The sequence below is a fragment of the Streptomyces sp. HNM0645 genome (assembly GCF_030056615.1).
Lineage (GTDB): Bacteria > Actinomycetota > Actinomycetes > Streptomycetales > Streptomycetaceae > Streptomyces > Streptomyces marianii.
This window is the reverse complement of sequence record NZ_JASHLT010000042.1, coordinates 17,017-41,407: the sequence shown is the minus strand read 5'-3', so window position 1 is coordinate 41,407 and position 24,391 is coordinate 17,017. Positions and strand designations below refer to the sequence as shown.

Sequence of the window (24,391 nt, the reverse complement as noted above, 5' to 3'; positions counted from 1 at the left end):
GACGAGCTGGAGTTTTCCTGCAGAAAGGCAAGCAAGTGATGATCAAGAAGGTTATGGCTGCGGCTGCGGTCACGGCCTCCGTAATCGGTGCCTCCGCCGCCGCCGCCCCCCAGGCCCTGGCCATCGGCGACGACACCGGTACGACGTCCGCCAGTGGCGTCGGTGCCTCGCAGGTGTTCGGCAACTCGGCCACCTACGGTGCCCAGAGCCCGCAGCTCGCCCTGGTGCAGGGTTCGCTGAACAAGCCCTGCGTCGGTCTGCCGGCCAAGGCCAACGCCGGTTCGCTCGTCGGTCTGGTGCCGGTCGGCGTCCAGGACCTCAACGTCCTGTCCAGCCCGCAGGCCCAGCAGTGCACGGAGAACTCGACCCAGGCCAAGGGCGACGAGGCCCTGTCGCACATCCTCTCCGACATCCCGGTGCTCTCGGGTAACGGCGAGGGCAACGGCTGAGCCCCAGATCCGGCCCGGCTGTCGGGTTCGGCCGTCCGGGCATTCGAGTGAATTGAGCGGAGTCCGGGGCCGTAGAAGGGTTTCCTCGGTCGGCGCGGCTCGTTGGCAGGGCGTCGTGGCATTGCCCGTGCGTTTCCACGTCACTCCGACCGCCGAGCAGAAGGAAATCCGATATGAAGTTCAGAAGGACCGCGACGGTGCTGGCGGGACTCGTGATGGCCATGGGAATGGCTTCGCCCGCGCTTGCGGACTCCGGTGCCACCGGTGTCGCGACCGGCTCGCCGGGAGTGCTTTCCGGGAACGTCATCCAGATTCCCGTGCACATTCCGGTGAATTCCTGCGGCAACTCCGTCAATCTCATTGCCGTGCTGAACCCTGCGTTCGGCAACCTCTGTGTGAACGACTGACATCCAGTCCTCGCATACAGCCCTGAAGGGTCGTTTTCCGTCGGTCCTGGGGCGTGCCCTGCGGCACCGCCCCGGGATCGGCTCGCGAAGCGAAAGCGGGAAGAACAACAACATGCGACAGGTCATCAGCAAGGGAATTCTGACGGCCGCGGCGGCCACCGGGATTCTGTCCTTGACCAGTGTGTACGCCAGCGCCGACTCCCAGGCCGACGCCGAGGCTGCGAACTCCCCCGGCGTACTGTCGGGCAACAACGTCCAGGCCCCCGTGCACGTGCCGGTCAACGTCTGCGGCAATTCCCTGAACGTGGTCGGGGTCCTCAACCCCGCGTTCGGCAACGCCTGCGTCAACGCCTCCGACGAGGGCGCGGCCGGATCCACGGGCGCGTCCGCGGAGGGTGCCGCTGTGGGCTCCCCGGGCATCGCCTCCGGCAACAACGTCCAGGTGCCGGTGGACGTCCCGGTCAACGCCTGCGGGAACACCATCGACGTCATCGGCGCCCTGAACCCGGCCGGCGGCAACAACTGCGGCAGCGGCACGGCCGAGACTCCGGTGACGCCGGAGACTCCGGTGACGCCGGAGATGCCCGAGACCCCGGTGACGCCGGAGACTCCGGTGACGCCGGAGATGCCCGAGACCCCGGTGACGCCGCAGTCGCCCGAGACGCCGGAGATCCCGGTCACCCCCGAGATCCCGGAGGTTCCCGAGGTTCCCGAGGTGCCGGAGGTGCCGGAGGTCCTGGTCCCCGTGGTGGACACCCCGGTCGACGACCGGGCCGTCGACTCCTCGACGACGGAGCAGCTGGCCCAGACCGGCGGCAACGCCGGCACCCTGGCGGCCGGTGCCGCCGCGGTCGGCCTGCTGGCCGGCGGTGCCCTGCTGTACCGCCGCGGGACGGCCGCCGCGCGTCGCTGAACGGCCGCGCTCCCCGTGTGAACCCGGCCGGGAGAGTCCCTCATCGGACTCTCCCGGCCGTGGCGTGTCAGGGCGGGCCGTCCGGTCGGCGACGGGCCCGGGGTCGTCCCTCGCCGGGCGGGCGCGGTCCGGGAACGGCCTCATCGACGGGTCGGCGCCCTCGAGCGCGGTCGGTCAGTCCCCCGTCGTGCCGCCGCGCGTGGGGCGGGCGGCCGACACCTCGCGGTAGACGTTCGCGATCGCGGAGGCGCTGTGCCGTACGTCGTGCGTCGTGAGGACGTGCTGGCGGCCCTGGCTGCCCAGCGTCCTGCGCAGCGGGCCGTTGAGCAGCAGGTCGCCCACGGCCGTGGCCAGGGCGTACGGATCCTGCGGGGGCGTCGTGCAGAACAGTGCGTGCCCCGGGGGCAGGCTCTCCCGCGTTCCCGCGACATCCGTGACCACGACCGGCCGGCCGCAGGCCATCGCCTCCAGGGGCGTCAGGGCCATGCTCTCCCAGCGCGACGGGACGACGACCAGATCAGCGGCCCGGTACCAGGGCGCGGAGTCCGGCTGGTCGCCCGCGAACCGGACCGACGCCGGGGCCGACGCGCGCAGGGCGTCGGCCCCGGGGCCGTCCCCGACCAGCACGAGGCGGGCGTTCGGCAGTCTGCGCAGGACCTGTTCCCATGCCGCCAGCAGTACGTCCTGCCCCTTCTGCCGACACAGCCGTCCCACGCACACCACGAGGGGTGCGGACGCGGGCAGGTCGGCGACCAGCGGCGGAAGGTTCCGCCGCGCTCCGTCCGCGGCGGGTCGGAACCGCTCGGTGTCCACGCCGTTGGGGACGACGGTCCACAGCGCCTCGACGCCGGCCGCCGCGCCCTTGCGCCGCTCCGTCTCGCTGACGCAGACGATGCGGTCCGCCCAGCGGGCCCCGTAGCGCTCCCAGCGGCGGGCCGGGCCGGCCAGGAGGGGGCCGACCGCACCGAACGACCAGACGTGCGGCTGGAAGACGGTGGGGATCCGGCCGCGCAGCGCGAGCCGGGCGGCGAGCCCGGCCTTGGGTCCGTGCGCGTGCACGAGCCGCGGGCCGGCGACGGCGACGATCCTGGAGAGCTGCCCCACCTCGCGGGGCAGCAGCGGGCCGGCCCTCTTCCCGGCACGCCACCGGTGGACACCGGCGCCGAGCGCGAGCACGGCGTCCGCGAGCATGCCGCCGCCCGGGCAGGCCACCGCCACCGGGGTTCCTCCGCGGACCTGATGGGCCACCAGGTCCAGGACGACCCGGGCCATCCCGCCGTCGGCCTGCTGGACGACGTGGAGCACGACCGTCCGGTCCGCACGTGGGGCCGCTCCCGGTCCGGACGGCGGGCGCTGGACGGTGCGCCGAACCCGGTCGGGGCCCTCTCCGGACGGAAGGGGCGGCGGGAGTTCCGGTGCACGGGGCATCGGAAAGTGATCCGGCTGCTGCCGGGACTCAGCACGCTGCGCGGATCGTCGATTCCGATTCATATCCAAGGCTATTCACATGAGCGGGCCGGTGGGGGGCGGCTTCGTGCGCTCTTCGCGGAGCGGGCGCGAGAGGTGACTCTAGCCCTATTTCTTTCCGGCGCCGGACCTCTCTTTCCGTGTCCGAGCCGGAGTGCCGGAGTGCGGATTAATCCTTTTGGTGTTCCTCCGTGTCCGGACTTCGGGTGCCCTCGTTGTTGCTTGCGCCGCATCACTAACCCCCCGGAAGGAAGAAATAATGAAGCGAATCGCGAAGTCGGTCGTGTTTGCGGGCACGGGCGTCGCCCTGATCATGGGCGGTGCGGGCATGGCCGTCGCGGACAGCGGCGCGGCCGGTGCCGCCGAGGGCTCGCCCGGCGTCGCGTCCGGCAACGTGGCCCAGCTCCCGGTCCACGTCCCGGTGGGCGTCTGCGGCAACACCGTCGACGTTGTCGGTCTGCTGAACCCGGCCTTCGGCAACGTCTGCGCCAACGACTGACGCCCGCAACCCTGTGCGCCGACCGGTTATTCACTCCTTCGGCCGCACAACCTGGCAGACCTCGCTGCCGTTGAACCATCGGACCGGGCAGTCACGCACGGCCACTGAACATTTTGACCAAGGAGTGCTTCTCCATGTCGCGTACCGCGAAGGCTTTCGTCCTGTCCACCCTCGCCGCCGCCGCTGTTGCGGGTTCCACCGGCATCGCCGCCGCCGACAGCGGCGCGGAGGCCGCAGCGGCGGCTTCGCCGGGCGTGCTCTCCGGCAACGTCGTCCAGCTCCCGGTCCATGTGCCGGTCAACGCCTGCGGCAACACCGCCGACGTCGTCGGTCTGCTGAACCCGTCCTTCGGCAACGCCTGCGTCAACGACTGATCGCCTGCACGGGCGCCTTGGGCCGCCCTTCCCGCCCCGGCGGGAAGGGCGGCCTTTTCGTGCCGAGTGCGTTCCCGGGGCCCGGACCGGTGCCCTTTCCCGCCCGTGGCCGGCGAGCGGAATCCGATAGGAACATCCGAACGGGGAGCTTCATTCGGGTGGGCTGGGAGAATCCAGGGTCATTGCATGATCGAGATCTGTCTGGGTTCGTCACGTGAGTCCGAGGGCTCGTAGGGGCCGGTGGTAGTCGCGGCCGGTGTGGCGGAGGGCGGCGGCGATGTTGGTGTGGCCGTCCTGGCGGAAGACGCTGATGGCGAGGTTGCGCAGGGAGGCCATGGCGCGGGGCAGGGTGCCGGTGCGGACCTTGGAGTCGTCCTCGCGGAATGTGCGGTCCCGGACGTGGTGCAGGAGGTTCTCGATACCCCAGTGGCCTCTGATCCAGGTGGCGAGCTCGGTGCAGGTGGCGTCGAAGACGGTCAGGCTGGTGATCAGGTAGACGCGCTCGATGGTCAGCTTCCCGGTGCTCAAGTCGCGTCGCCACCGTACGACTTGGATCGCCTGGCGGGCGCCGGGGTAGTCGAGGTGGCTGAACGCGGCGACCTTGAGCCGGCGGACCTCCTCGCGGTGGTGGGCGTGGTCGCGAGTGCGGTGCCCGAGCGGGATGTCCCGCCAGGGCAGCTTTCTGACCTGGGCGTACAGGCCCGGATGGTTGTTCTTCACGATGGCCACGTAGTACGCGCCGCGACTGATCAGATAGGCGCCGTGATCGTGCTGGGTGTGCAGGGCGTCGGCGGTCACCACCGTGTTCTCCAACTCAAGACCGTCCAGCAACGGCGCGAAGGAGGGGATCTCGTTGCTCTTGGAAGCGACCTGCCGCTGGGCCAGGACCACGCCGTGGTGGTCCATCGCCGCCAGCAACTGAATCGCCGCGGCCGTGGTGGTCCGCGATCCGCGGACCACCTTGCCGTCGACCGCAATCACCCGTCGCAGTGGCCCTTTCTCCGTGTCCGGCTCGACCAGGGACGGCGTTCTGGCCTGCAGATACGCGCTGATCGCCGCGTCCAGCGCGTCACCGTCCACACGCTGCAGCAGGCGGCGCACCGTTGCGGCGTGCGGCACCGGCCGCAGACCGGTAAGCGGATCGGCAGCGAAGCCGAGGACGCCCAGCACATGCTGCGGGGCATCCGTGATCCACTCGCTGATCGCGATGAGCGAGCGAGCCCCGGTCAGCACCGCCGAGACGGCTGCGCACAGCAACGCGAGAGCCGGATACCGCAGTCCTCGCGCATCGCGGGGATCGGCGACCCGGATCAGGAAACGCCGCAGGTCAGCGACATCGCTTGAGGTGAGGGGATCAGTCGGGGAGCCCAGTTGCTCAAGTGCGGAAGGGATGGGCGATGATGTTCGGGCAGGCACGGTCTCGCTCGGTTCTCATGGGTCTCGACAACCACATGATCACCAGCACCGTGCCTGCTCTGCTCTCCGGGCTCCCATGCCGCACCAAGGACATGACGCCACGTCACTCACGAGACCGGCGAACCGGACCAATCCCAATCGCGCAATGGCCCTGNTCTCATGGGTCTCGACAACCACATGATCACCAGCACCGTGCCTGCTCTGCTCTCCGGGCTCCCATGCCGCACCAAGGACATGACGCCACGTCACTCACGAGACCGGCGAACCGGACCAATCCCAATCGCGCAATGGCCCTGCCCGTGGGGGCGCTAGAGTGAACGTGCGCGACGGACCGGAACCCTGCTAGGAGAAGCGTCCGTTCGCGTGTTTGGCGGCCTCCCTCGACCGCTAATCGAGGGAGGCCTGCTTGTTGGGTTAGGGTCGTTCTCGGGTGGATCAAGCGGCCCTGGATGACAGCACGGCCCGGAACATTCCCGGTGCTACGTTTTCCACCTCGCCAAGTTGCTTCATACGGTTGAGGGTTTTTCCTACGGATGAGCGAACCGTCGCGTCCGCTCCCGGGCGCACCGCCGCCGCGATATCGGTGATGGACATTGCCTCTTGAGCGGCGCACAGGAGTGTGAGGATCGCATCGCGCATGCTTCCGTTACGCGGTGGCCCCAGGGTCCGAGTGCCAATCCCCGGGCGCGCATCTTCGGACGAAGGATCCTCGTCGGCGACAGAAACTTCAGACGGACCCTCCCGGGAAGGCTGGGCGGTTTCCGCGTCCTCGCCAGTGTCCGGCGGCTCTTCGCGGACATCGGTGGATTCGGCGCCCTGGCACATCATCGCGTACACGGCTTCCAATGTCGCCAACTCGCCGCGCAGTGAAGTGATCAGCTCCTTCACGGCATGCCGGGCCTGGCCGATGTAGACACCCTTGTCTGATGCAGGTGCGCTGGTCCGGTATCCCGCCATAGCGAACTCCTAAGGAAGGTCGCTGCCAGTGTAGGGACGGCACACTGTGGCACGCACGCAGTTCCTGTGAGGCGCTATCAAACGGTCAACAGTGTGCTCAAGCACGGCAAGTCCGGTCGGAGTTATCGCAGGACTCGACCTGTCTTGGGGCAGAGTTGGCTCGCCGGGTTCGTGCGATGCCGCACCGGAACTGTGAGACGTGCCATCACAGAATCCTGACGTGTGGATTCTGTCGAAGCTCCCGGTCTCCGGGAACGTTTGAGCGTTACGGTTCCTTCATGGTGGATGGCAAGCATCTGTCGGCGACAGAGGCCTTGGCGTCGGTGACGAAGGCCCTGGATGTTCTCGTCCTGGCGTATGACCGGGGGGAAATCGGTGTTACAGAAACCGCCCGGGAGCTCGGTATCTCACGTTCCACTGCTCACCGCATCCTGGTCACCCTGCAGCGCACGGGTTTCCTGCGTCACGATCCTGGCCAGCACGGATACTCAGCGGGTCCGCAGCTCGTACGCATGGGACTGGCCGCGATCGCCCAGCTGGACGTCCGACGACAGGCGCGCAGACCCCTGGAGGAGCTCTCCGAGAAGCTGCAGGAGACGGTGTGCCTGTACTCCCTGGATGCGGCCGTCGTCCGACTACTCGACGGAGTCGAGTGCCGGCATGTCCTGCGCGTCAGCGTTCCGCTCGGACAGGAGCTCCCCGCCCACGTCACAGCGGCGGGCAAGGCTTTGCTCGCACTGCGCGACCCGGCAGATGTGCGCGCGACACTCCCGGCCGCGCTCCCTGCCACGGCGGCCGGAAGCATCACTGAGTGGCCACTGCTTGAGGTGGAGTTGGAGGAAGTTAGAGCCCGGGGATGGGCGGCAGACCTCGAGGAAAGTGCACACGACCTGCACGGCGTAGGCGTGGCCATCCGCAACCGCATCGGGGAACCGCTCGCCGCGATCTCCGTGTACGCACCCGCCGTACGTCTGCGCGAACAGGACATGCCAGCGGTTGCGACGGCCCTGCAGGAGACCGCCACCACGATCGCCAGGGCAGAGTGATAGCGGGTGCCGAGGTGCCGGGACTCAAGGCCCCAACGTGATCCGCCCGTCCGGGATCCACCCCTCCAGGTATCCCGTCAACAGCACATCCACATCTGGCAGATCGCACCGTGTGCACAACTCCTGCCACTGCTCAGGTCCCGCCCAGTGTGTCGCTCCCCAGGGCAGATGCTCCGGCGGAGCACCAGCCCCAACGAGACGAAAGATGAACACGTGCGCCTCTCGACGGCTCCGGCCTATGGGCACAGGCACCTGAGCCCAACGGCATCCTTCAACGGCGCCCCCGTGCACCGGCATTGCGCCGACCGCATCGCGGAGTACGCGCACTGCCGCCTCACGGTAGGACTCTGCGGCTCGGACCGATCCTGACGGGAGCATCCATCGGGGAACAGCTCCAGGCACGTCGTCTGCCACCAGGGCAAGCCGCCCGTCCGAGCTCAGCAACGCGACGAACACCACCCGCCGCATCCTGGGAGGCGGCACGGTAGGGCACCTCGAACTTTCGGCGGCGTCCAGGAAAGCAGGCACAGTCCGATCCTGACATGTGGCCGCTTAACCGGCCACTCGAGTCCTGGGAGAAGCAGGCTTCATCTCGGAGCTCAATGCGGCGAATCTGATCTATATCTGGGCGCAAGCCGCACGGATACTTCAGGGACTGTTACCCGGGTACTGTGCAGTCGGCCACTTCGGTGATGTCACCGACCGCCGAACTCAGCTTCACGGTGGTGTCCTCCCATTTCTTCTCTCGAGGGAAGCTCTCAGCGAGAAGGTGCTTGCGCAGGGCGCTGACCTAGCAGGTGCCCAGCAGTCCGGTACGGATCACCGGATCGCGCAGCAGAGCGAGGGTGTCGGACTCGTCGGTGAAGATGTCCCCGGCGCCCGGGGCGACTGCTTGGTGGAACATGGCATGAACAACATCGGCGGTGGGCTGCTCCCAGATGGTTGCCGCACAGGCTGCCGCCTCCTCCAGGTCGTCCTTCTCGAAGGCAGCACGCCACTGGTCCAGGAGGAGCGGGGTGATCCGATACGCGTTGCGCCGTCCCCGGACGAGGATGCTCCGATTGAGACCGAAAACCTTGATCGTCGCGGTACCCCTGTCGGTGAGGTCGAGGTATTCACCGGCTGCGAGCGAGAGGTGCAGATGCGGAGCGGGGTCCTCACGGCTCGGGTCGATGAGCAGGGGCGTGCCGTCGTCGGCGAGGGGGAAGAGGCCACGTTTGAGGTGGCTGTTGCACAGGGAGCACGCCAGCAGGTGGTTGTTCCAGTCGAAGGTCCGTAACGGATTGACACGGACGGGCTCGAAGTGGTCGATGTCCGTGCCCTGGTTGTCCCCGCAGTACATGCACCGCTCCAGCCCGGGTGCCATCTCCGCGAGGGCGCTTCTCAACACGGGGTGTATATGCCTGCGGACGGACGTGTGCTTCCATAACTGCCCCGCTCGCGTCTTGGGTGCAGCGGCCTGCCCGATGTCACCGGTGTAGCCGGCCATGGAAGTCAGCGTCGACTGCGGGAGTGGCACCCTCGTCACTCGGATCATGAATCGCGCCGTGGACGGCGGGAGTGGAGCCCGGCTGCGATTTCATCGACGCGAGCTGCCGGTGAACTGGCCAACTTGCGCTTCAGGTGGCGGTATCGGTCCTTTTCCTCTTCGCTGGCCCGGCCTCGCACGACGTCCAGTTCCAGGGCGATGAGTTCCTCGCGCTTCTGTTCGGCCTGGTCCGAGTAGGGGGTGTCGAGCCCGAACAGGTCCGAGAGCACGGCGTCGTCACCGCTGCCGAAGACGATGCGGTCGTAGAGGTGCTGGGGCACGACCTCCACAGGGCCCTCCTCGTCGGGGCCCGGCAGCCGGATCAGTCCGCCCGGGTCCGCTGCCTGGCAGACGTAGGGGCTGTGCGTGGTGACGATGAACTGGATGTTCGGGAAGTGCGCCTTCAGCCAGCCGCCGATGCGCTTCTGCCAGGACACGTGCAGATGGGCGTCGATCTCGTCGATGATGACGACCCCGGAACTCGGAACGTTCGGCGTGCCGTCCGTCGTGTCCAGGACGAGTTCGCCGTAGGCGTCATGGATCTGCTTGAGGATGTCCACGACCAGGGCAGCCACCGTGCGGTAGCCGTCGCTCATCTCCCGCAGCGGGAACCGGTGGTTGCGGTTGACGACCCATAGGCCTTCGGAGTCGACGTTGTCGATCCGGTAGTCGTCGGGCAGCAGGTCGTCGCCCAGGATGGCCAGAGCGGCCGCCTTGAGGTCCCGGGCGCCGTCGCGGTCCTCGAACGCGCGCAGGTGCTGCTCGATGAGCCAGCTCACGCCTTCCGCCAGCGACGCGTCCTCGTGGAAGAGGCTCGTCAGCCGGGCTACCGCGCCTGAGCTGGACATCAGCCGCTGGATGTCGCTCGAGCCCCCGGCGAGCCTGCGGAAGGGACCGTACCCCGCGCAGAACCATCCCACCGGATTGTCCGCCCATGGGCCGCGCTGGGCGACGGGGCGTTCCTTCTGGTAGCCGATGGCGTTCAGCGCCGGCTGCCCGGCCCGGCTGGAACCCGGCTTGCCCGAGAGTGACGTCTGCTCCGCCGCCGTCCAGCGGAGTCCTGCCCAGATGGGTCGGACCGGACGCCGCCCCGAACTGAATTGGTCCTGCTCCGGGTCATGGACCAGGCACACCTCGGCTTTCGCCACCGTCTCGTCCCGCGAGACCCAGGTGTCGAACCCGGGGACGAGACTGCGGGCCACGGCAGGTCCGCTGATCGTCAGGGCGACCGCGCGCAGCAGAGTCGTCTTCCCCGAGCCGTTGCGGCCCGCCAGGACCGTCCAGCCGGCGTAGGAGCCGTCGGGCCTGGTCAGGTCCAGGTCGACGTCGCGTGCACCGTGGAACGACCTGATGTTCCGTAGGCGAAGGTTCTTCAGGTACATGTCTCGTCCGCCCGGATCCCGTTCTGAGGTGAGAGCCGGACGACGGCCGGCTCCGTGGTGACTCTAACGCGGCGGCGTTGTGTCGCGTCACCGCAGGTCAGTGGCTTCCCTCCAGGAACGGGCTGCGTGGTCCGGCCCAGGTGATGGAGAGCTGCTCGCGGGCCCTGGTGGCCGCGACGAACAGCAGCGAGCGCTCGCGCTGCAGGTCGCGGTCGTGCTGGGTACGGTCCTCGGAGGCTGGGGTGACGGCGCCGGGCTGCGGCACGTGATCCGCGCCCGCTCCGATGATGGCGACCGCCCGGTACTCCAGGCCCTTGATCCGGTGCATCGTCATCACGTGCACCCCGGAACCGATCGCCGGAGTCTGCCGCGGCTTCACCCTGACGGCCTTGATCCCCGCGTTGTGCAACGCCTCCACCGCCGCGTCCGCGAGCTTGTTGGTCCGGGCGGTGACGACGATCTCGTCCTCCTTCAGCCCTTCGCCCAGCCACTCCCCGACCCGTCCGGCCAGGCCCGCGAGTTCCGCGGCCGTGCTCGGGTATTCGGTCAACTCGGGCTTCGCCCCGCCGAGAACGGAGCGGTAGCCACCCAGGTCCTCGGTCGCGTCGTCGAGGTCGTCGAAGCTCGCGTCGCCCAGCAGGCTCAGTGACGTTCCGAGGATCTGACGGGTCGTGCGGTAGTTCAGGGTCAGTCGCCTGGAGCGTCTGCCCCGCACGTTGATGCCGTGGGCGCTCAACGTGGTCCGGTTGTCGTAGATCCGCTGGTGGGCGTCGCCGACGATGAAGAGGTCGTCCTCGCCGGCCGGGACGAGCGCCCGCAGCAGCTTCCAGTGCGCGGCGTGCAGGTCCTGGGCCTCGTCCACGACGATGTGCCGGTACGGGCGGGTCTCGTCGCTCCAGCCCGAGGCGATCCGGGCGGCCTGCGCTGCGAGTTGGGTGACGCCGACCTCACCGGCCGCGTCCAGCCGGTGCTCGAACACCTCGATCAGCCCCCACACCTGTGCCCGTTCCGGGCGGTTGAGGCGTCGGCCGCGACCGGCCCGGCTGGCGACGAGGTACTCGTCGCGGCTGCGCACGTCCTGGGCGAGCACGACCTGCTTCCACTCGGCCTCCAGGAAACGCGCGTCCCAGCGGTGCGGTTGCTGTTCCTCGGCCAGGTCCTCCCAGCGCCTGCGGATCTCGTCGTCGCCGAGGGACTTGGGGGTCTTCGCGCCGAAGACCTCCTTGGCGATGCCGTAGGCGACCTTGTCGATGTTGCGGACGTCCACCTTCGCGGTGAGCTGGGTGCCGCCGAGGTCCTCAAGGAGCGAGCGCAGCAGTTCGGCGAGCGTGGTGGTGTAGGTGGTGAGCAGGATCGCCTGGCCGGGCGGCAGCCGTTCGGCCAGCGCCTTGACCCGGTGCAGGGCGACGACGGTCTTGCCCGTGCCGGGGCCGCCGGTGACCCGTACTGACCCCTTGTTGGGGGTCTTGCGCTCGGCCAGGGCGCGCTGGGCCGGGTGCAGGAAGATCCGCCAGGCCGACAGCGGCTCGGACATGATCCGGCCGAACTCGGCGACGTCGCCGGTGACGACGAAGGACTCCTTGGTAGCGGGGCGCTCGTTGGCGGCCTCGTAGTCGTCCGGGTCGATGGTGTCACTGGTCGCGGCGACCGAACTGACGTGCTCCCAGACGTCCTCGACGGTCATACCGTCGGCGAGGCAGAGGATCACGTCCCTGGCGAGCTTGGGCAGGTGCTCCACGAAGCCGAGTATCGCGTCGATGCTGCGGATCTCCCGCAACGCCGGTACTACCGAGGGGTGCACGCCGAGCCGGTCGAAGTCGGCGTCCGAGACGTGGGCGAAGACGGACGGCTGCTCGGTGGCGGCTGCCTGGGCGGGCTGCCCGCTCAGGGTGCCGTGGAGGCTGGCTAGGTTGATCAGCTCGACGCCGCCGGTGACCTTGTTGATGTCGAAGATGATGTGGGACGCGAGAGTGTAGGCGTCGTCGTGCGGCAGCACCGCGACCAGGTAGTAGATGCGGTCGGCGTAGTGCATCAGCACCGCGCGGAAGTTGTCGTTGATCCTGGCCGTGCGCACCCGCTTGTCCTCGGCGCCCTTCGGCGGCTTGAGGTTGAGGCCGTTGGCGTCCGGGTCGCGCTGCATCTTCATGATGAACTGCAGGACCTGTGCCTGGACCGACCCGTCGAGCTTGTCGTAGTACTTGCCGAAGACGTCCGCCATGACGACCTGGGCCTTGGACATCACACATTCTCCAAACGCTCGGCCAACTGGGCCACATCAACTGTTTCGGCGTGTACGACGTGCCAGCCGGCCTCCGCGAACGCGGTGTCACGGTGCTCGTCCACGTCGAGGAACACCGCCACCCTGGCGTCCGGCCAGGCGAGTTCCGCCTGCTGTGCGACCCGGTCGTCGAGCTCGAAGCCGACCTCCGGGGCGCCGAAGTGACGGGTGCGGGCTTCCCGGCACAGGGCGAACAGCAGTTCCTCGGCCTGCGAGGAGGCCCACTCGACCGCCTCCGCCCAGGGCTCCGGCAGCTCGTCGGGCAGGCCCGTGGTCGTGGGTAGCGCACCCGCGAGGAGGGCGACCGTGTGCGGGTCGAGCTGCCCGGCCGTGGACATCGCGACCTGGTGGAACGAACGAGGCAGTGCCGAACCCCGGTCGCCCGTCAGCAGCTGCAGCAGATTGGACCACCGCAGCCAGTCGGCCCACCGCGCCCGATGGCCGGGCTCGGCGACGGCCTCGTCGCGGTCGTCCAGCACGGTGAACGCCGACCAGGCGGACATCCCGGGCTGCCCGGTCGCGGGCTCGGCCCGCCGGTCGAGCAGTCCGATGACGCGCAGCCCGCCCAGGGTGCGGACGTCCATCGCGATGGCGTCGGCGGCGGCCGGGTTGTCGGCGACCGGCAAGGGGCCGCCCGCGAGCACGTCCGGCAGCCGCTGGCCAACCGCACGCCGGTCAACCGGCTGCCGGGCCGCTCCGCCCCCGGCGAAACCGCTGATCAGCGCCGCCGCCCTGCGGGACCACTTCTCCGCGTCGGGATCGGCGAGCACCGCGAGCAGCGTCTCGATCGGGTTGCGCAGTGCCGGGTCCAGGGTGTCGTCGGGGCGTGCGCCGCCCGTCAGCATTTGGTGGATCTGCCGGGCGGTCCGCAGCGCGCCCTCACCGAGGAGCGGTTCGGCAGGGGTGCGCACCTCACGGTCGTCCGCGGTCCCCTCCACCGCCGCCTTCCACGCCATGACGTCCGCGTGCGTGAACTGCCACACCTGCATGCCCTCGGCCCGCAGTGCCTCGCGCTTGGCGGCGTCGTCGGCGATCCGGTTGATGCCGGTGCTGGCGTGGAAGGCGTAGCCGTCGAGGAAGACCGCGATGCGCGTCGACGGCCCGTCGATCCGGGTCAGCAGATAGTCCGGTTCACTGGGCGCGGACGTCAGCTGCCGCACATGGTCCTGGAAGAGCCAGCGGGTGCCGCTGCCGTCCGGGCGGGTGAAGCGCAGTTCGTACTCCATGCCGCGTTCCCCGGCGCGGGGCGTCACCGAGCCGGACTCCGGGCGGCGGCTGCCCCAGTCGACGAGGGTGCGGACGAACTGCTTCTCCAGCTCGCTCTCCGCGAGCTGGTCGATGCGCACCCCGGACAGGGTGTCGACCTGCTCCGTGTCCCAGCCCGTGAGGATCTCGTCCAGGAGCTCCCTGGCGACCCGCAGCGACGCGAAGGGGTGTTCGTTGCTGCTGACGTGCGGCAGCAGGCAGCGGTGGCAGGGGGTGCGCAGGTTCTCCTTGCCGCAGGGGCAGTCCCGCAGGGCGGTCTGGGCGAGGGTGAGCACCCGGTGCAGCACGGTCGCGTCGGCGAGGTGCTCCAGGTAGCCGGTGCCGCCCGGCATGGAGTCGTGCAGCACCAGGAAGCGGCGGCGCAGTTCCCGGGTGCCGCCCGGCATGGTCGCGGGTACGACGCGCAGATGGTCGGGAGCGCCGCCGAAGTGCTTGGTGATGCCCAGCAGCAGCGCGGCCTTGAACGACACCAGCCGGGTCTGCAGTTCCATCGTGGAGACGGGCAGCAGGATCCGCAGCGCCTGCGTCGTCAGCTCGTGCGCGAGGACGAGTCGCTGCATCGACGCCGTCTCGGCGTCGATCCCGTCGTCCTTGTGGCCGCACCAGTACGCGTGCCGGGTACCGATCCGCTGGGCGGCCCGGTCCCATGCCTGGGGGTGCACACCGCGTACGGCCCCGCACTCCAGGCAGGTCTCGAAGCCGGGCACCTGGACGTCGTCGCCGGCGATCTGGTGCTCCGGACCCGCCGCGGCGGCCGGGCCGAGGTTGAGGGTGCGGATGGTGGCCACCCGGGCGAACTCCACACCGAACGGCAGCTCCCCGACCCGCTTCCAGGCACGCAGTCCCTGGGGTTGTTCCGAGTCGATGTCCACCAGCGTGATGTCGTTGAACCGGCGCCGCTCCCGCTCGTCACGCTCGTCGGTGAGCCGTGCGTCCTCGCGCCGCTCACGGGCGGTGACCCGCTCGGGCACGAGCACGGTGTGGAGCGCGCCGGGATCGGCGATCTGCGGCGTCAGGCAGCGCGGGCAGGCCGTGAGGTCCAGCCCGGACTCGGCGGTGGCGACGTAGCCGCACTCGGGGCACAGCCGCCACTTGGCGTAGGCGGTGTCGCCCTCGCCGGCGCCGAGATCCAGGCCGTTGACGATGTACTTGTAGCCGTCGGTGTGGAAGGTGTTGCCGGGCGCGAGTTCCAGTAGGCCCATCCGTGAGCCCCGCCCGTACTCGGTCAGCTGGTCCTGGAACTCGCCGTCGGCGTCCTTCCACCACAGGGTCGCGTCGAGCAGCGTGGCGTCGTCGTGGAGGGTGTAGTTGGGCAGCAGGCCCAGACGGACCATGGCGTTGACCGAGTTCTCGCCGACCAGGGCGTCCCTGCGCCGGTTGACCGACCTGCGCTCGGCGTAGAGCTGGCGGCGCTGCTCGTCGCGTTCGCGGTCCCCGGAGGCGGTGGACAGGGCGTCGAAGGCCCGGCCGATCTGCCGGGACCGGGAGCGCAGTGCCTCCAGGCGCTTGCGCCATGCGGTGGCGGCCTGGCCTACGGTCTGCTCCAGCTCCAGCTGAGCGAACTGCCGCAGGCCCTGCTCGGCCTCGGCCGACATCCCCGGGAAAAGCTGGACGAAGGAGGACGCGAGTTCAGCGTGGCGGGCGTGGGCGACGTCCAGGAAGCGGCGGAACCAGCCGTCCTCGGCGAGCCCTCGGGTGAAGAGCCCGCCGATGCGGTGCGGCATGGGCTCCTCGGGCATCATCGTCCCCTGCCACAGGCTGCGGTCGGCGGCCCGGTCCAGCAGGTACGCCAGGTACTGGCGGCGCAGGATCTCGGAGGCGTCGAGGTAGCAGTCCGGCGGGATGATCCGGCCTGCGAGCATCTGCTCGGGTGCGTGCAGGTAGTACTGGTTGCGGGCACCGCGCGGTACGAAGGTGACGGTGAGCGAGTTGCCGGTGCTGCGGCCGGCACGGCCGATGCGCTGCGCGTAGTTGGCGGGCGCGGGCGGCAGGGAGGCGAGCAGTACGGCGGACAGGTCGCCGATGTCGATGCCGAGTTCCAGGGTGGGCGTGCAGGTCAGCACGTTCGGGTCGAACGGCGAGGGGCGGTTCTTGAATGCCTGCTCGACCTCCTCGCGGCGGGCCCGGCTGAGTGCGCCCGTGTGCTCGGCGGTGAGGACGTCACCGGGCCGGTCGACCGTGTAGAGACGGCGGTAGTAGTCGTCGCTGTAGTCGCGGTCGTCGGTGGTGAAGGTGCCGCCGCACTGGAAGCGCAGGCAGGGCGTGCCGAGCCAGTCCTCGCGCCGGCCGGGCGGGACGGTCTGTCGCCAGGTGCAGCTGTCGCAGCGGACGCCGTGGTCGTTGACGCCCGTTCCGTCGGCCCCGGCCCCGTCCGCCCCGCTGCCGTCGTCAGGGGACGACGGGCCGGTGGCGAGGCTGTGCACCATGATGGTGCGCGGCCTGAGGGCGAAGACGGTCGAGCCGCCCTCGGCCGGGTAGGTCGCCAGTACCTCACGCTGCGCGAGCAGCTTCATGGCCTGTTCGGCGAGGGCGCGGGCCTCGCGTCGCTCGCAGCCGAGGGTGCGGTGCCCCCAGTCGGCGAACCAGGTGTTGTCGCGGGCCAGCGAGTCGAACTCGGACGTGCCGAGGCGCCCGAGGACCGGGAACGTCGGTGCGGCCAGGCCGCGCGGGAACGCGGGCATGCCCGTGGGCCGCCCGCCCCAGATCGGCCAGCGCCGGGCGCCGGCCTGGGCGATGTACTCCTTGAGCCAGGGGTGGAACAGCGCCCCACGCAGGCGCATGCGCTCCAGCAGGCCGCGCAGGTAGACGACGTAGTCGGCGTCGTCGGTGGGGAGGGTGATCTGCCCCGGGAGACGCTGGTGGGCTTCCCGCAGCAGAGCCGCGACGGCGGCGGCGTCGGGGAGGTGAACCTCGGCGGCAGCGGTCCGGGTCAGTTCGAGGGTACGGCCCAGGCGTGAGCGCAGCCCGAACTCCAGCAGCGTCTGGAAGACCATGCGGTCCTGCAGCATGTACGCGCCCGCGTCGCTGAACCCGTCGCCGCTGAGGAGCGTCCGGATCTCCGGGTTGTCGCGCAGGTCGGGCGGCACGATCGAGGCGAGCTTGCTCATCTCGCCCTTCTCGGCCGACGTCACCACGGCTTCGGCGGCATCGGTGGCCAGATCGTGTACGGCGACGGGGGCACCGGGCCTGAGTTGCTCGGCGAGCAGCCCGCGGAAGGTGAAGCCGAAGCTGCGGTTGGCGATGAACGCGGCCCGGTGGGTGGCGTCCTGGACGGAGTCGGTGAAGACCAGCAGCTTGCGCTCGTCGTCGGTCAGGCCGCGGTCGGAGAAGAGCTGGGTGGTGGTGACGGAGGCGAGGGTGGCGGTGCCCGCACCGAGGAAGCGCATGCCGTCGGTCAGGTCGCAGGAGGGGCACTTGTCGCCCGCGTTGGCGGGTACCGGCCCGGCGACAGTGATGACGGGCACGGTGTCGTTGCTCGGCGCCGTGCGCAGTTCAGCTTCCTCGGCATGGAGGAAGACGGGGGTGTACTCGCCGGGCCTGGCGCGGATCATCCAGCGCACGGCCCGGTTGCCCTGGGCAGAGGCCCGGTAGATCTCCAGCGGCTTGGTCTTGAGCTGCTGCCACTCCAGATCCGTGGAGAGCGCGGCCCAGCCGGAGCGCCCGCAGTGGCGGCAGTACACGGCGGGGAGATGGGCACGGTAGGCCGGGCCGACGGGGCGGACGAACGGGACGGGGCTGTCCGGAGTGAGGGCGGAGGCGCCGTCGCCGGGGGCATACGGGTCCGTGTCGGCGTCGGCGGTGCTGTCCACCTCGGCGGAGGGGTAGACGGCGAGGTTGGCCGGGTTGGGCCGGGTGTCGCCGGTGGGGCCGTCGTCGTCGAACCAGCGGAAGTGGGGCGTCGGCGTCGCGGCGCGGATCACGCGGCGCACCTCGCGGACCCAGAGCTGGGCCTCGACGCGGAGGAAGGGGATGGTGCGGTCGGCGATCGGGTCGTAGGCGCGGGCTGTCGAGACCAGCGCGAGGAGCCGTGCGAGGCCGGTCGCGACCAGGTCGATGTCGGTGCGGGCCGCCTCGTCCCAGGCCGCGCCGCCGCCGCGTTTCGCGAACTCGCGGGCGATCTCGGGGACGGTGACGGGAGTGTCGCCCGCGACATCGAGGAGGGCGCGGATGAGGTTGTGCTGGCGGAGCTTCTCGCCGAGTTGGATCGGGTCGGCGAAGTCCTTGCCGACGACGAGTTCTGCGAGTCGGTGGAGGGCGGACGGGTCGTCGAGGGGGTCGGGGACGGCGGCGAGGGCGGCCGGGGAGGGCACGGGGAGGAGGAAGTCGGGCTCGGCGACGAACTCGCCCGGCGACTGACGGTCCTCGCCGATGAGGGCGGCGTCCGGGAAGGGGGTGCCGAAGACCTTCTCGGCAAATTCGAGGAGGAGTTCGCGGTCGGACTTCTGGGGGCCGTCGGGGGTGGGGGCCGCTTCGGCGGAGGGGGTGCCGCTGGTGGCCGTGGCGCGGCCGACGGCGCCCGTTCCATCGGTCGCGCCGGTTCCGCCGCCGAGGGTGGCGGAGGTGGCGACGGGGGTGATCGTGCCGAGGGGACGCCCGGGCTCGGCCTTGCCGGTGGCCGCGCCCAGGCGGCGCAGCAGCATCGCCACATCGGTGCCCTGGGCGCCGTCGTAGGTGTGGAACTCGTCCAGGACGACGTACGTCAGCCCGCCGTCCTGCCAGAGCGGGACGTCCGGGATGCGCTGGAGGAGGAGGTCCAGCATCTTGTAGTTGGTGAGCAGCAGGTCCGGCGGGTTCGCGCGGATGGCCTCACGGTCGGTGATCAGGCGGCTGTCGGGGGACAGTTGGGCGGGGGTGACGGTGCTCGCGCCGGACTCGCGGGCGTAGGAGCCGGGAGCGTTCTCGTCCTCGTCGTCCGGGGGGCGGTTGCCGGAGGCACCGCCGATGTAGATGCCGGCGGTGACGGAGGACAGGGCGGCGTTCTTGGCGAGAAAGTCGTCGATACGGCGGGCCTGGTCGTCGGCCAGCGCGTTCATCGGGTAGAGCAGCAGCGCCTTGACACCCTTCACCCCGGCGGCGCGGGCACGGGCGCAGTGGTCGAGGATGGGGACGAGGAACGACTCAGTCTTACCGGAGCCCGTTCCGGTGGTGACGATCGTCGGCTCGGGGGCATGGCCCGACTTGCTGGACAGCCGCCGCCAGGCGGTCGCCTGGTGGGTGTAGGGGCGGAGGTCGGGCGACCAGTCCAGTACCTTCTCCCAGCCGGGAGGCGCGTACCGGAAGGGCGTACGGACGCGGAGGTACGGGCCCCGGAAGAGGCGACTCTCCGGCCGCTCAAGGAAAGCCTCCAGCTCTTCGCGGACGTCATCGTCGGCGAGCGCGAAGCTCGTCGTCAGGTACGCGGCGAGGGCACGGCGCAGATCCTCGGCGGCCAGGGAGGGAAGCATGGCTGGGTGCTACCTGCTTTCCGGGGCGGGGGTGGACGTGGCGGTGGACTCGGCGGGGGCGGGCGTGGGCGTGGTGAGGGGGTGCTCGGCGAGGTAGGCGGCGTAGTCGCCGTACTCGCCGGCGTGGAGGCGGGCGGTGAAGTCCGCGTGGGCGCGGGTCATTTCGGCCTCGCGGTTCGGCTTCACCCAACCCTCGGGGATGGCGGGTGTGGGGTCGCCTGCGCGGGCGGCTTTGGCCCAGGCCTTGACGAAGGTGGTCTCTTCGGGGGTCTGGCGGATGCCGACGTTGTGGGTCGCCGCGCCGATCTTGTGGCCGTCGGGGGCGAAGAACATCTCCCACTCGTACTTGCGTAGTACTGCGAACTGGGAGCGGTACATGGCGCAGAGCTGCTCGGCGGTTAGGCCGAGCATGAGGGCGACGAGGGCGTCGATCTCGACTAGGGCCATGCGGCGGTCGTACTCGGTGCGGAGGGGGGTTGCCATGGACCAGGTGGGTTCGACGGCCTGGATTGGTGGCCGGGCGGATTCGGGGTCGGTCCAGCGGTCCGTTAGCCAAACGGTCTCGAAGAGTTCTTTCCACAGCGGATCGTAGTCGCGGGTCAGACAGTTAAGGCGAAGAGTTCGGAGTAGCAAGGGGGTAACGAGTGGATGCATGAAAGGTGCAGGAAAATGCGCAGCGAGCTCCATGCTGACCTTTGAAGTGCCCGAAGCCTTGACGAGGAAGTCGAGTGGAATGGAAGACCAGAGGCCAGCCGTAATTGCGGTTTTGCGCGCATCAGGGAAAGCGAGAGTGTGAACTGCATGCACATGGGTTGGGCCAGGCATCATGATTGCAGCATGAAGGGCCCGCTCGAGTGCAGAAGTGGTCATATTTCGCCAAATTACCCGAAAATATTCAGTCGACCGCTTCTCGCCCCAGACCCGTTGCGCCGAAGAAAATCTGCTAAATGAGCAAGCGCGAGCGTAGTTGGTGCGCGGAATTACTACTTCATTCAGTTGTTCAAGGTCATAAGGGGAGTAGTCGTTGCTAGACTTACACCCCGGGTTGGGTTGTTTACTGAAAGGATTCGCGACAGTGAAATGCGGCCCCTGGAGGACGGCGTCACTCAATGAACCAGGAACCTCCGTCCTCCATACGGTGAAGCCGTCTTTTCTTGCCTTCTTTTCGTCGAACGCGAGCGTCATCCAATGCGTGTTGGCGTCGAGCCGATCCGGAGTGCGGGCCATAACATGCAATGCGTCACTGTCTACACTCGTGAGTGGGCGCGCCATTCGCGCCTCAGTAGCCGGCGTGCCCTCGACATCAAGAAGTGATGCCCATTCCGAGAGCGTCACTCTATCTACGAGAACGACCCGGGCCGAATGGGCGCGAGTATCCCACCCACCACTTTCATGCTGTAGTCCTGGAATCTCGCCACTGCCATCATGCACCAGTGACTTGTCGATAGTCTCTGGAATGAAGAGGCCGCTCATGTTAATGAATTTTGGCTCCCGAGGTGAGCCGTAAATGTGGATCCCATAGACGTTGATATGGTCAATCTCGGAAAATAGTTGAGCCTCATTCCGGAACTGAAAGTGCCTGCGAAGCCTTCTGTATGTACCAGCCCGGAATGCCCCACCCTTAGGGTCAGAGAAATGCCCCTCGGGATGCAGGAGGCCGATTGTTCCAGTTTGATTAACATTTCGCCATGCTTGCATCGTGAAGTTCAGGTACAGATTGTTCTTCATTCCGACGCTTACCGGATTCAGGGTAGGCGATCCGAGGCTCTCATTCGTTCCAGCCCATGAGTTCAAATCCGAAAGGTAGTCACGTACTGATGCCGAGTTCATCAGGATGGCATCGCGTCTAGCCAAACGGATTCCCTCGGGGGCTTCTTTGATCAAACCAAACCACGGGTCGTACTCAGCCAGAGCCAGTTCATCGTCCCAAATCGGCTTGTGCCAGGGCGGGTTTCCCACCTGCAGGTCGAACCCACCATGCTCGAAGACGTGCGCGAACTCCAACTCCCAGTGAAAGAACCCCTCCCGTCGGGAGATCGCATCCACCTCACTCAGCCACGGGAACCGCACCATCACCGAGGGCAATTCGACGCACTGGCTCATCACCCGGTCGAACTCGTCGTCCATCGCGAGCTTCTCGAACTCGCCGGTGTCGGCGAACAGCCCGAACTCGTCATCCAGCCCGGCTGCGCCGCCACCGACCCGGCCGGAGGGCCTCGCCTTCGCCTTGGCGGCTGGAACACCCAGCACTGCTTCGCAGAAGGACAGCCACTCCTCCATGCTTGGCGGTATAGGGGTGTCGACCTGCCCAACCGGCCAGAACCACAGGGCGCACCAAGCATCCATGACCAGCTTCAGCCGGCCGCGCGGTGAGCCCGGCTCGTTCAGTGCGTTCTCGATCTGCTCGCGGGTCACGTCTCCCGACGCCTTCTCCAGCGGCTGGTCGGGGTCGATCTCCCATACGTCGATCTGGCGCCGTACCTCCCGCTCGCTTACGATCAGGCGGCGCCGGGTCAGCTCCCACAGTCGCTCGACTCGGGTCGCCAGCGCCAGCAGCCGCTTACCTTGCGCCACCGACGGCGTCGAAGTGACGGCCGTCCGCCACTTCGCCAGCGCATCGCGCTCGTCTTTGGCCAGTTCCTTGGCCTGCTTGGCGTCGGCGACCGCGCCCCACCCCTTGGCCGGCAGTAGGAAGTGGTGGATCTCCTGGCCCGCCTGGAACTGGCCCTCCTCGGCCCCCGCCCGCAGCGGCCGGTCCGTCGGGACTGTCGTCAGCCACGCCTTCCGCTTCAGCGCATCCGCCGCATACACCGCCCGCCGCGCCCCGATCAGCGAGTTGCCGCGCCGCAGGTGCAGGCCGAACCAGGGGGCCTTCAGGCCCTCGTGCATCGAGTTGAGCCACAGCGAGACTTCGGCCAGCTCAACAGCGGTCTGGTTGAGGTCGACGCCGTAGCAGTTGTGCAGGGCCAGGTACGCCTTGACCTTCTGCAGCTCCGCCTCGTACCGGTCCGGAGGCAGTTGTTCTCCACCCAGCTCCGCCATCCTGCGCTTCAGGTACTCCGCAGCCAGCTGATTGATGGCCTCATTGAGGAACGCGCCCGAGCCCAGGGCGGGCTCACACACTGTCAGGTCCAGGATCGCCCGCGCAGGCGTCGTCTCACCGTCCTGGTCCAGCAGCTCCGCCAGCGCGTGCTTGACCGTGCTCCGGGTCAACACCTCTGGCGTGTAGTACGAGGCCGACCGCTGCCGTTCCCGCCCTGACAGGCGGTACACGAAGCTGCCCTTCTTGTGCAGGACACGCTTCTTCGCGCCCGTCAGCTCGTCCGTCCGTTTGACGAAGACTTCCTCGTCGTAGTTGTCGGCGTCCTTCAACGGCACGACCCAGGTGCCGCTCAGCCCGTCCGAATCCGGCTTGGCGACCTCATACAGGTCATCCCACGCGAAGAAACCGGTGTACGACATCAGGCCCTCGTACACCGCACCGAGCTGGTTGATGCCCAGCTGCGCGTACGAGATGAAACCCTTTCCGGTGCCACCGCTGGCCTTGCCGCGTCCGCTGCGCCGCCCCTGTGTGAGCATCAGCAGGTTGAGCACGCGCCACAGCACCTTGTTCCGCAGCTGCGTGTCGATCCGCTCGCCCTCGACCGACACCGAGCCGATCAGCGGTGTGGCGTCGGCCTTGAACAGGTCGCTGCGCAGGGCCTCGAAGCGCAGGCCGTCCGCGTCGAGGACGGTCACTCCGTCCTCGGTCGGCGCCGCGTCTGTGCCCAGAGGGCGGTGGCCCTGGTCGACCAGCCGGAAGAGTAGATTCAGCGAATCGGCGAAGTGGGTGCCGTCCTGAGCCTCCTCCGGAAGGTCGTAGGAGACCAACTCGCCGAGCCGGGCCAGGCCGTAGCCGTCCTGGTAGGCGTCATCCTTGCTGGGCAGGATGCCAAGCTCAGGCCTCGCCTCCGCGTAGAGCAGGAACAGGATCCGGTACAGGTACCGCAGCGACTCCCGAGTGAGCCGACTCGCGAGGTCGGCCGGGTCGCCCAGCTCCGCCGGATCGGCGCCGCCCTCCTTGAGCCGGTCGAGGATCTCCTGGGCGATGAGCTCGACGGACTGCCGCAGCCCCTCCCGCAGCTCCTTCGACACACCCACCGCGTGCTTGCGACCCTTGTCGACCAGGCCGTCCAGGTACCCGGCGACACCGCCCTCCGTCAGCAGCGACTCCGCGCCGAACAACGCGGACACCGCCTCCAGTTCCTCGCCGTCCGCGCTGAGGTTGCGGTCCAGGGCCTCGTCCACGCTCACCGCGAGGAACCGGCCCTCGTGCCAGGCCGTTCGGTCGGCGAGCAGTACCGCGCCGCCCGCGAGGAGCAGGACGTAGCGCGGGGCGTAGCCGTCCTCGCAGCCGAAGAGGAAGGTGACGGCGTCGGCCGCGCCGGTGATGAGCTGCTTGCCGTCGAGCTGGATCGGGTCGAGGAGCTGTGCGCCGCCGTCCTCGACGTCCGCGACGACGAGCTCGCCGTCCACTTCCCAGGTGACGTCCAGGGCGACGAGTTCCAGGCCACCGGGACCCGTGACGGCGAGCGCCACCGGCACCGACCGTTCCTTGTCGCCCTGCATGACGCCGAAGTCGCCCCGGCGGAGTCGGGTGTGAGTGGAACCCGCGGGCTCCGGAGCGGCGGGCTCAGCGTCCTTGCCCTCGCCCTCCGGCTCGACATACGCCAGCGCCGCCAACAGGCGGTCGTTGAGATCCCGTACCTCCGGACCGTCGAAGGCCTTGTTCTCGGTGATGCGGACCTTCGCCTTGAAGTACTCGCGGCGCAGGCCCTTCACCCCCGACCGGGACGACGGAGCGCCCGCCCGATCGGCGGAGGTCCAGCGCTTGCGCAGCTCGGTGAGGTCCTTGGCGAACAGTTCGGCGAGGTAGTGGGCGGAGATGTACTCACCGCGGTTGGTGATCGCTTCGAATGCCACGGT

At 68.8% G+C, this 24,391-nt stretch carries 14 protein-coding genes; 6 read left to right on the top strand and 8 right to left on the bottom strand.

The annotated features are described in order from the left end of the window. Positions 1–38 precede the first annotated feature (38 nt). From QMZ92_RS25695 to QMZ92_RS25685, 3 genes are all read left to right on the top strand, one after another. Positions 39–449 (top strand): rodlin, encoded by a 411-nt coding sequence (locus tag QMZ92_RS25695; protein ID WP_027734391.1) that lies wholly within the window; start codon positions 39–41, stop codon positions 447–449. 173 nt (positions 450–622) lie between these two features. Beyond that, complete coding sequence (locus tag QMZ92_RS25690; protein ID WP_283299856.1) at positions 623–856, top strand: chaplin; 234 nt, start codon at positions 623–625, stop codon at positions 854–856. Between the two features lie 112 nt (positions 857–968). Next, positions 969–1,769, top strand: a complete 801-nt coding sequence (locus QMZ92_RS25685) for a chaplin (RefSeq protein WP_283299855.1) — start codon at positions 969–971, stop codon at positions 1,767–1,769. Positions 1,770–1,943: 174 nt separating this feature from the next. Here QMZ92_RS25685 and QMZ92_RS25680 read toward each other — a convergent pair whose 3' ends face one another. Then, entirely contained in the window at positions 1,944–3,197 is a 1,254-nt protein-coding gene (locus QMZ92_RS25680; RefSeq protein ID WP_502962136.1) for a glycosyltransferase family 4 protein, read from the bottom strand. A 298-nt stretch (positions 3,198–3,495) separates the two neighbouring features. Between QMZ92_RS25680 and QMZ92_RS25675 the strand changes: the two genes are divergently transcribed. Beyond that, positions 3,496–3,735, top strand: coding sequence for a chaplin (locus tag QMZ92_RS25675; RefSeq protein ID WP_138054089.1), 240 nt, complete (start codon positions 3,496–3,498; stop codon positions 3,733–3,735). 134 nt (positions 3,736–3,869) lie between these two features. After that, complete coding sequence (locus QMZ92_RS25670; protein WP_283299854.1) at positions 3,870–4,109, top strand: chaplin; 240 nt, start codon at positions 3,870–3,872, stop codon at positions 4,107–4,109. Between the two features lie 210 nt (positions 4,110–4,319). On the opposite strand, the gene QMZ92_RS25665 is transcribed toward QMZ92_RS25670, so the two are convergent. Both QMZ92_RS25665 and QMZ92_RS25660 read right to left on the bottom strand, forming a co-directional pair. Beyond that, positions 4,320–5,525 carry an ISAs1 family transposase gene (locus QMZ92_RS25665; RefSeq protein WP_283299852.1) on the bottom strand — a complete coding sequence of 402 codons (1,206 nt, stop codon included), beginning with the start codon at positions 5,523–5,525 and terminating at the stop codon, positions 4,320–4,322. Between the two features lie 435 nt (positions 5,526–5,960). Then, complete coding sequence (locus QMZ92_RS25660) at positions 5,961–6,482, bottom strand: hypothetical protein (protein WP_161239160.1); 522 nt, start codon at positions 6,480–6,482, stop codon at positions 5,961–5,963. Positions 6,483–6,760: 278 nt separating this feature from the next. On the opposite strand from QMZ92_RS25660, the gene QMZ92_RS25655 reads away from it, so the two are divergent. Continuing rightward, positions 6,761–7,528 carry an IclR family transcriptional regulator gene (locus tag QMZ92_RS25655; RefSeq protein ID WP_283299850.1) on the top strand — a complete coding sequence of 256 codons (768 nt, stop codon included), beginning with the start codon at positions 6,761–6,763 and terminating at the stop codon, positions 7,526–7,528. Positions 7,529–8,318: 790 nt separating this feature from the next. Here the strand turns inward: QMZ92_RS25655 and QMZ92_RS25650 are convergent. The 5 genes from QMZ92_RS25650 to QMZ92_RS25630 all read right to left on the bottom strand — a co-directional run bounded on the left by QMZ92_RS25650 (position 8,319) and on the right by QMZ92_RS25630 (position 24,388). After that, positions 8,319–8,915, bottom strand: coding sequence for an HNH endonuclease (locus QMZ92_RS25650; RefSeq protein ID WP_283299849.1), 597 nt, complete (start codon positions 8,913–8,915; stop codon positions 8,319–8,321). Positions 8,916–9,061: 146 nt separating this feature from the next. Next, entirely contained in the window at positions 9,062–10,438 is a 1,377-nt protein-coding gene (locus tag QMZ92_RS25645) for an AAA family ATPase (protein ID WP_283299848.1), read from the bottom strand. Between the two features lie 97 nt (positions 10,439–10,535). After that, entirely contained in the window at positions 10,536–12,677 is a 2,142-nt protein-coding gene (locus QMZ92_RS25640; protein WP_283299847.1) for a UvrD-helicase domain-containing protein, read from the bottom strand. Further along, positions 12,677–19,426, bottom strand: a complete 6,750-nt coding sequence (locus QMZ92_RS25635; RefSeq protein ID WP_283299846.1) for a DEAD/DEAH box helicase — start codon at positions 19,424–19,426, stop codon at positions 12,677–12,679. The genes QMZ92_RS25640 and QMZ92_RS25635 overlap by 1 nt, the downstream gene beginning before the upstream one ends. 9 nt (positions 19,427–19,435) lie before the next feature. Then, on the bottom strand, positions 19,436–24,388 hold the full coding sequence (locus QMZ92_RS25630; protein ID WP_283299845.1) for an Eco57I restriction-modification methylase domain-containing protein: 4,953 nt from the start codon (positions 24,386–24,388) through the stop codon (positions 19,436–19,438). Positions 24,389–24,391: the final 3 nt, after the last annotated feature.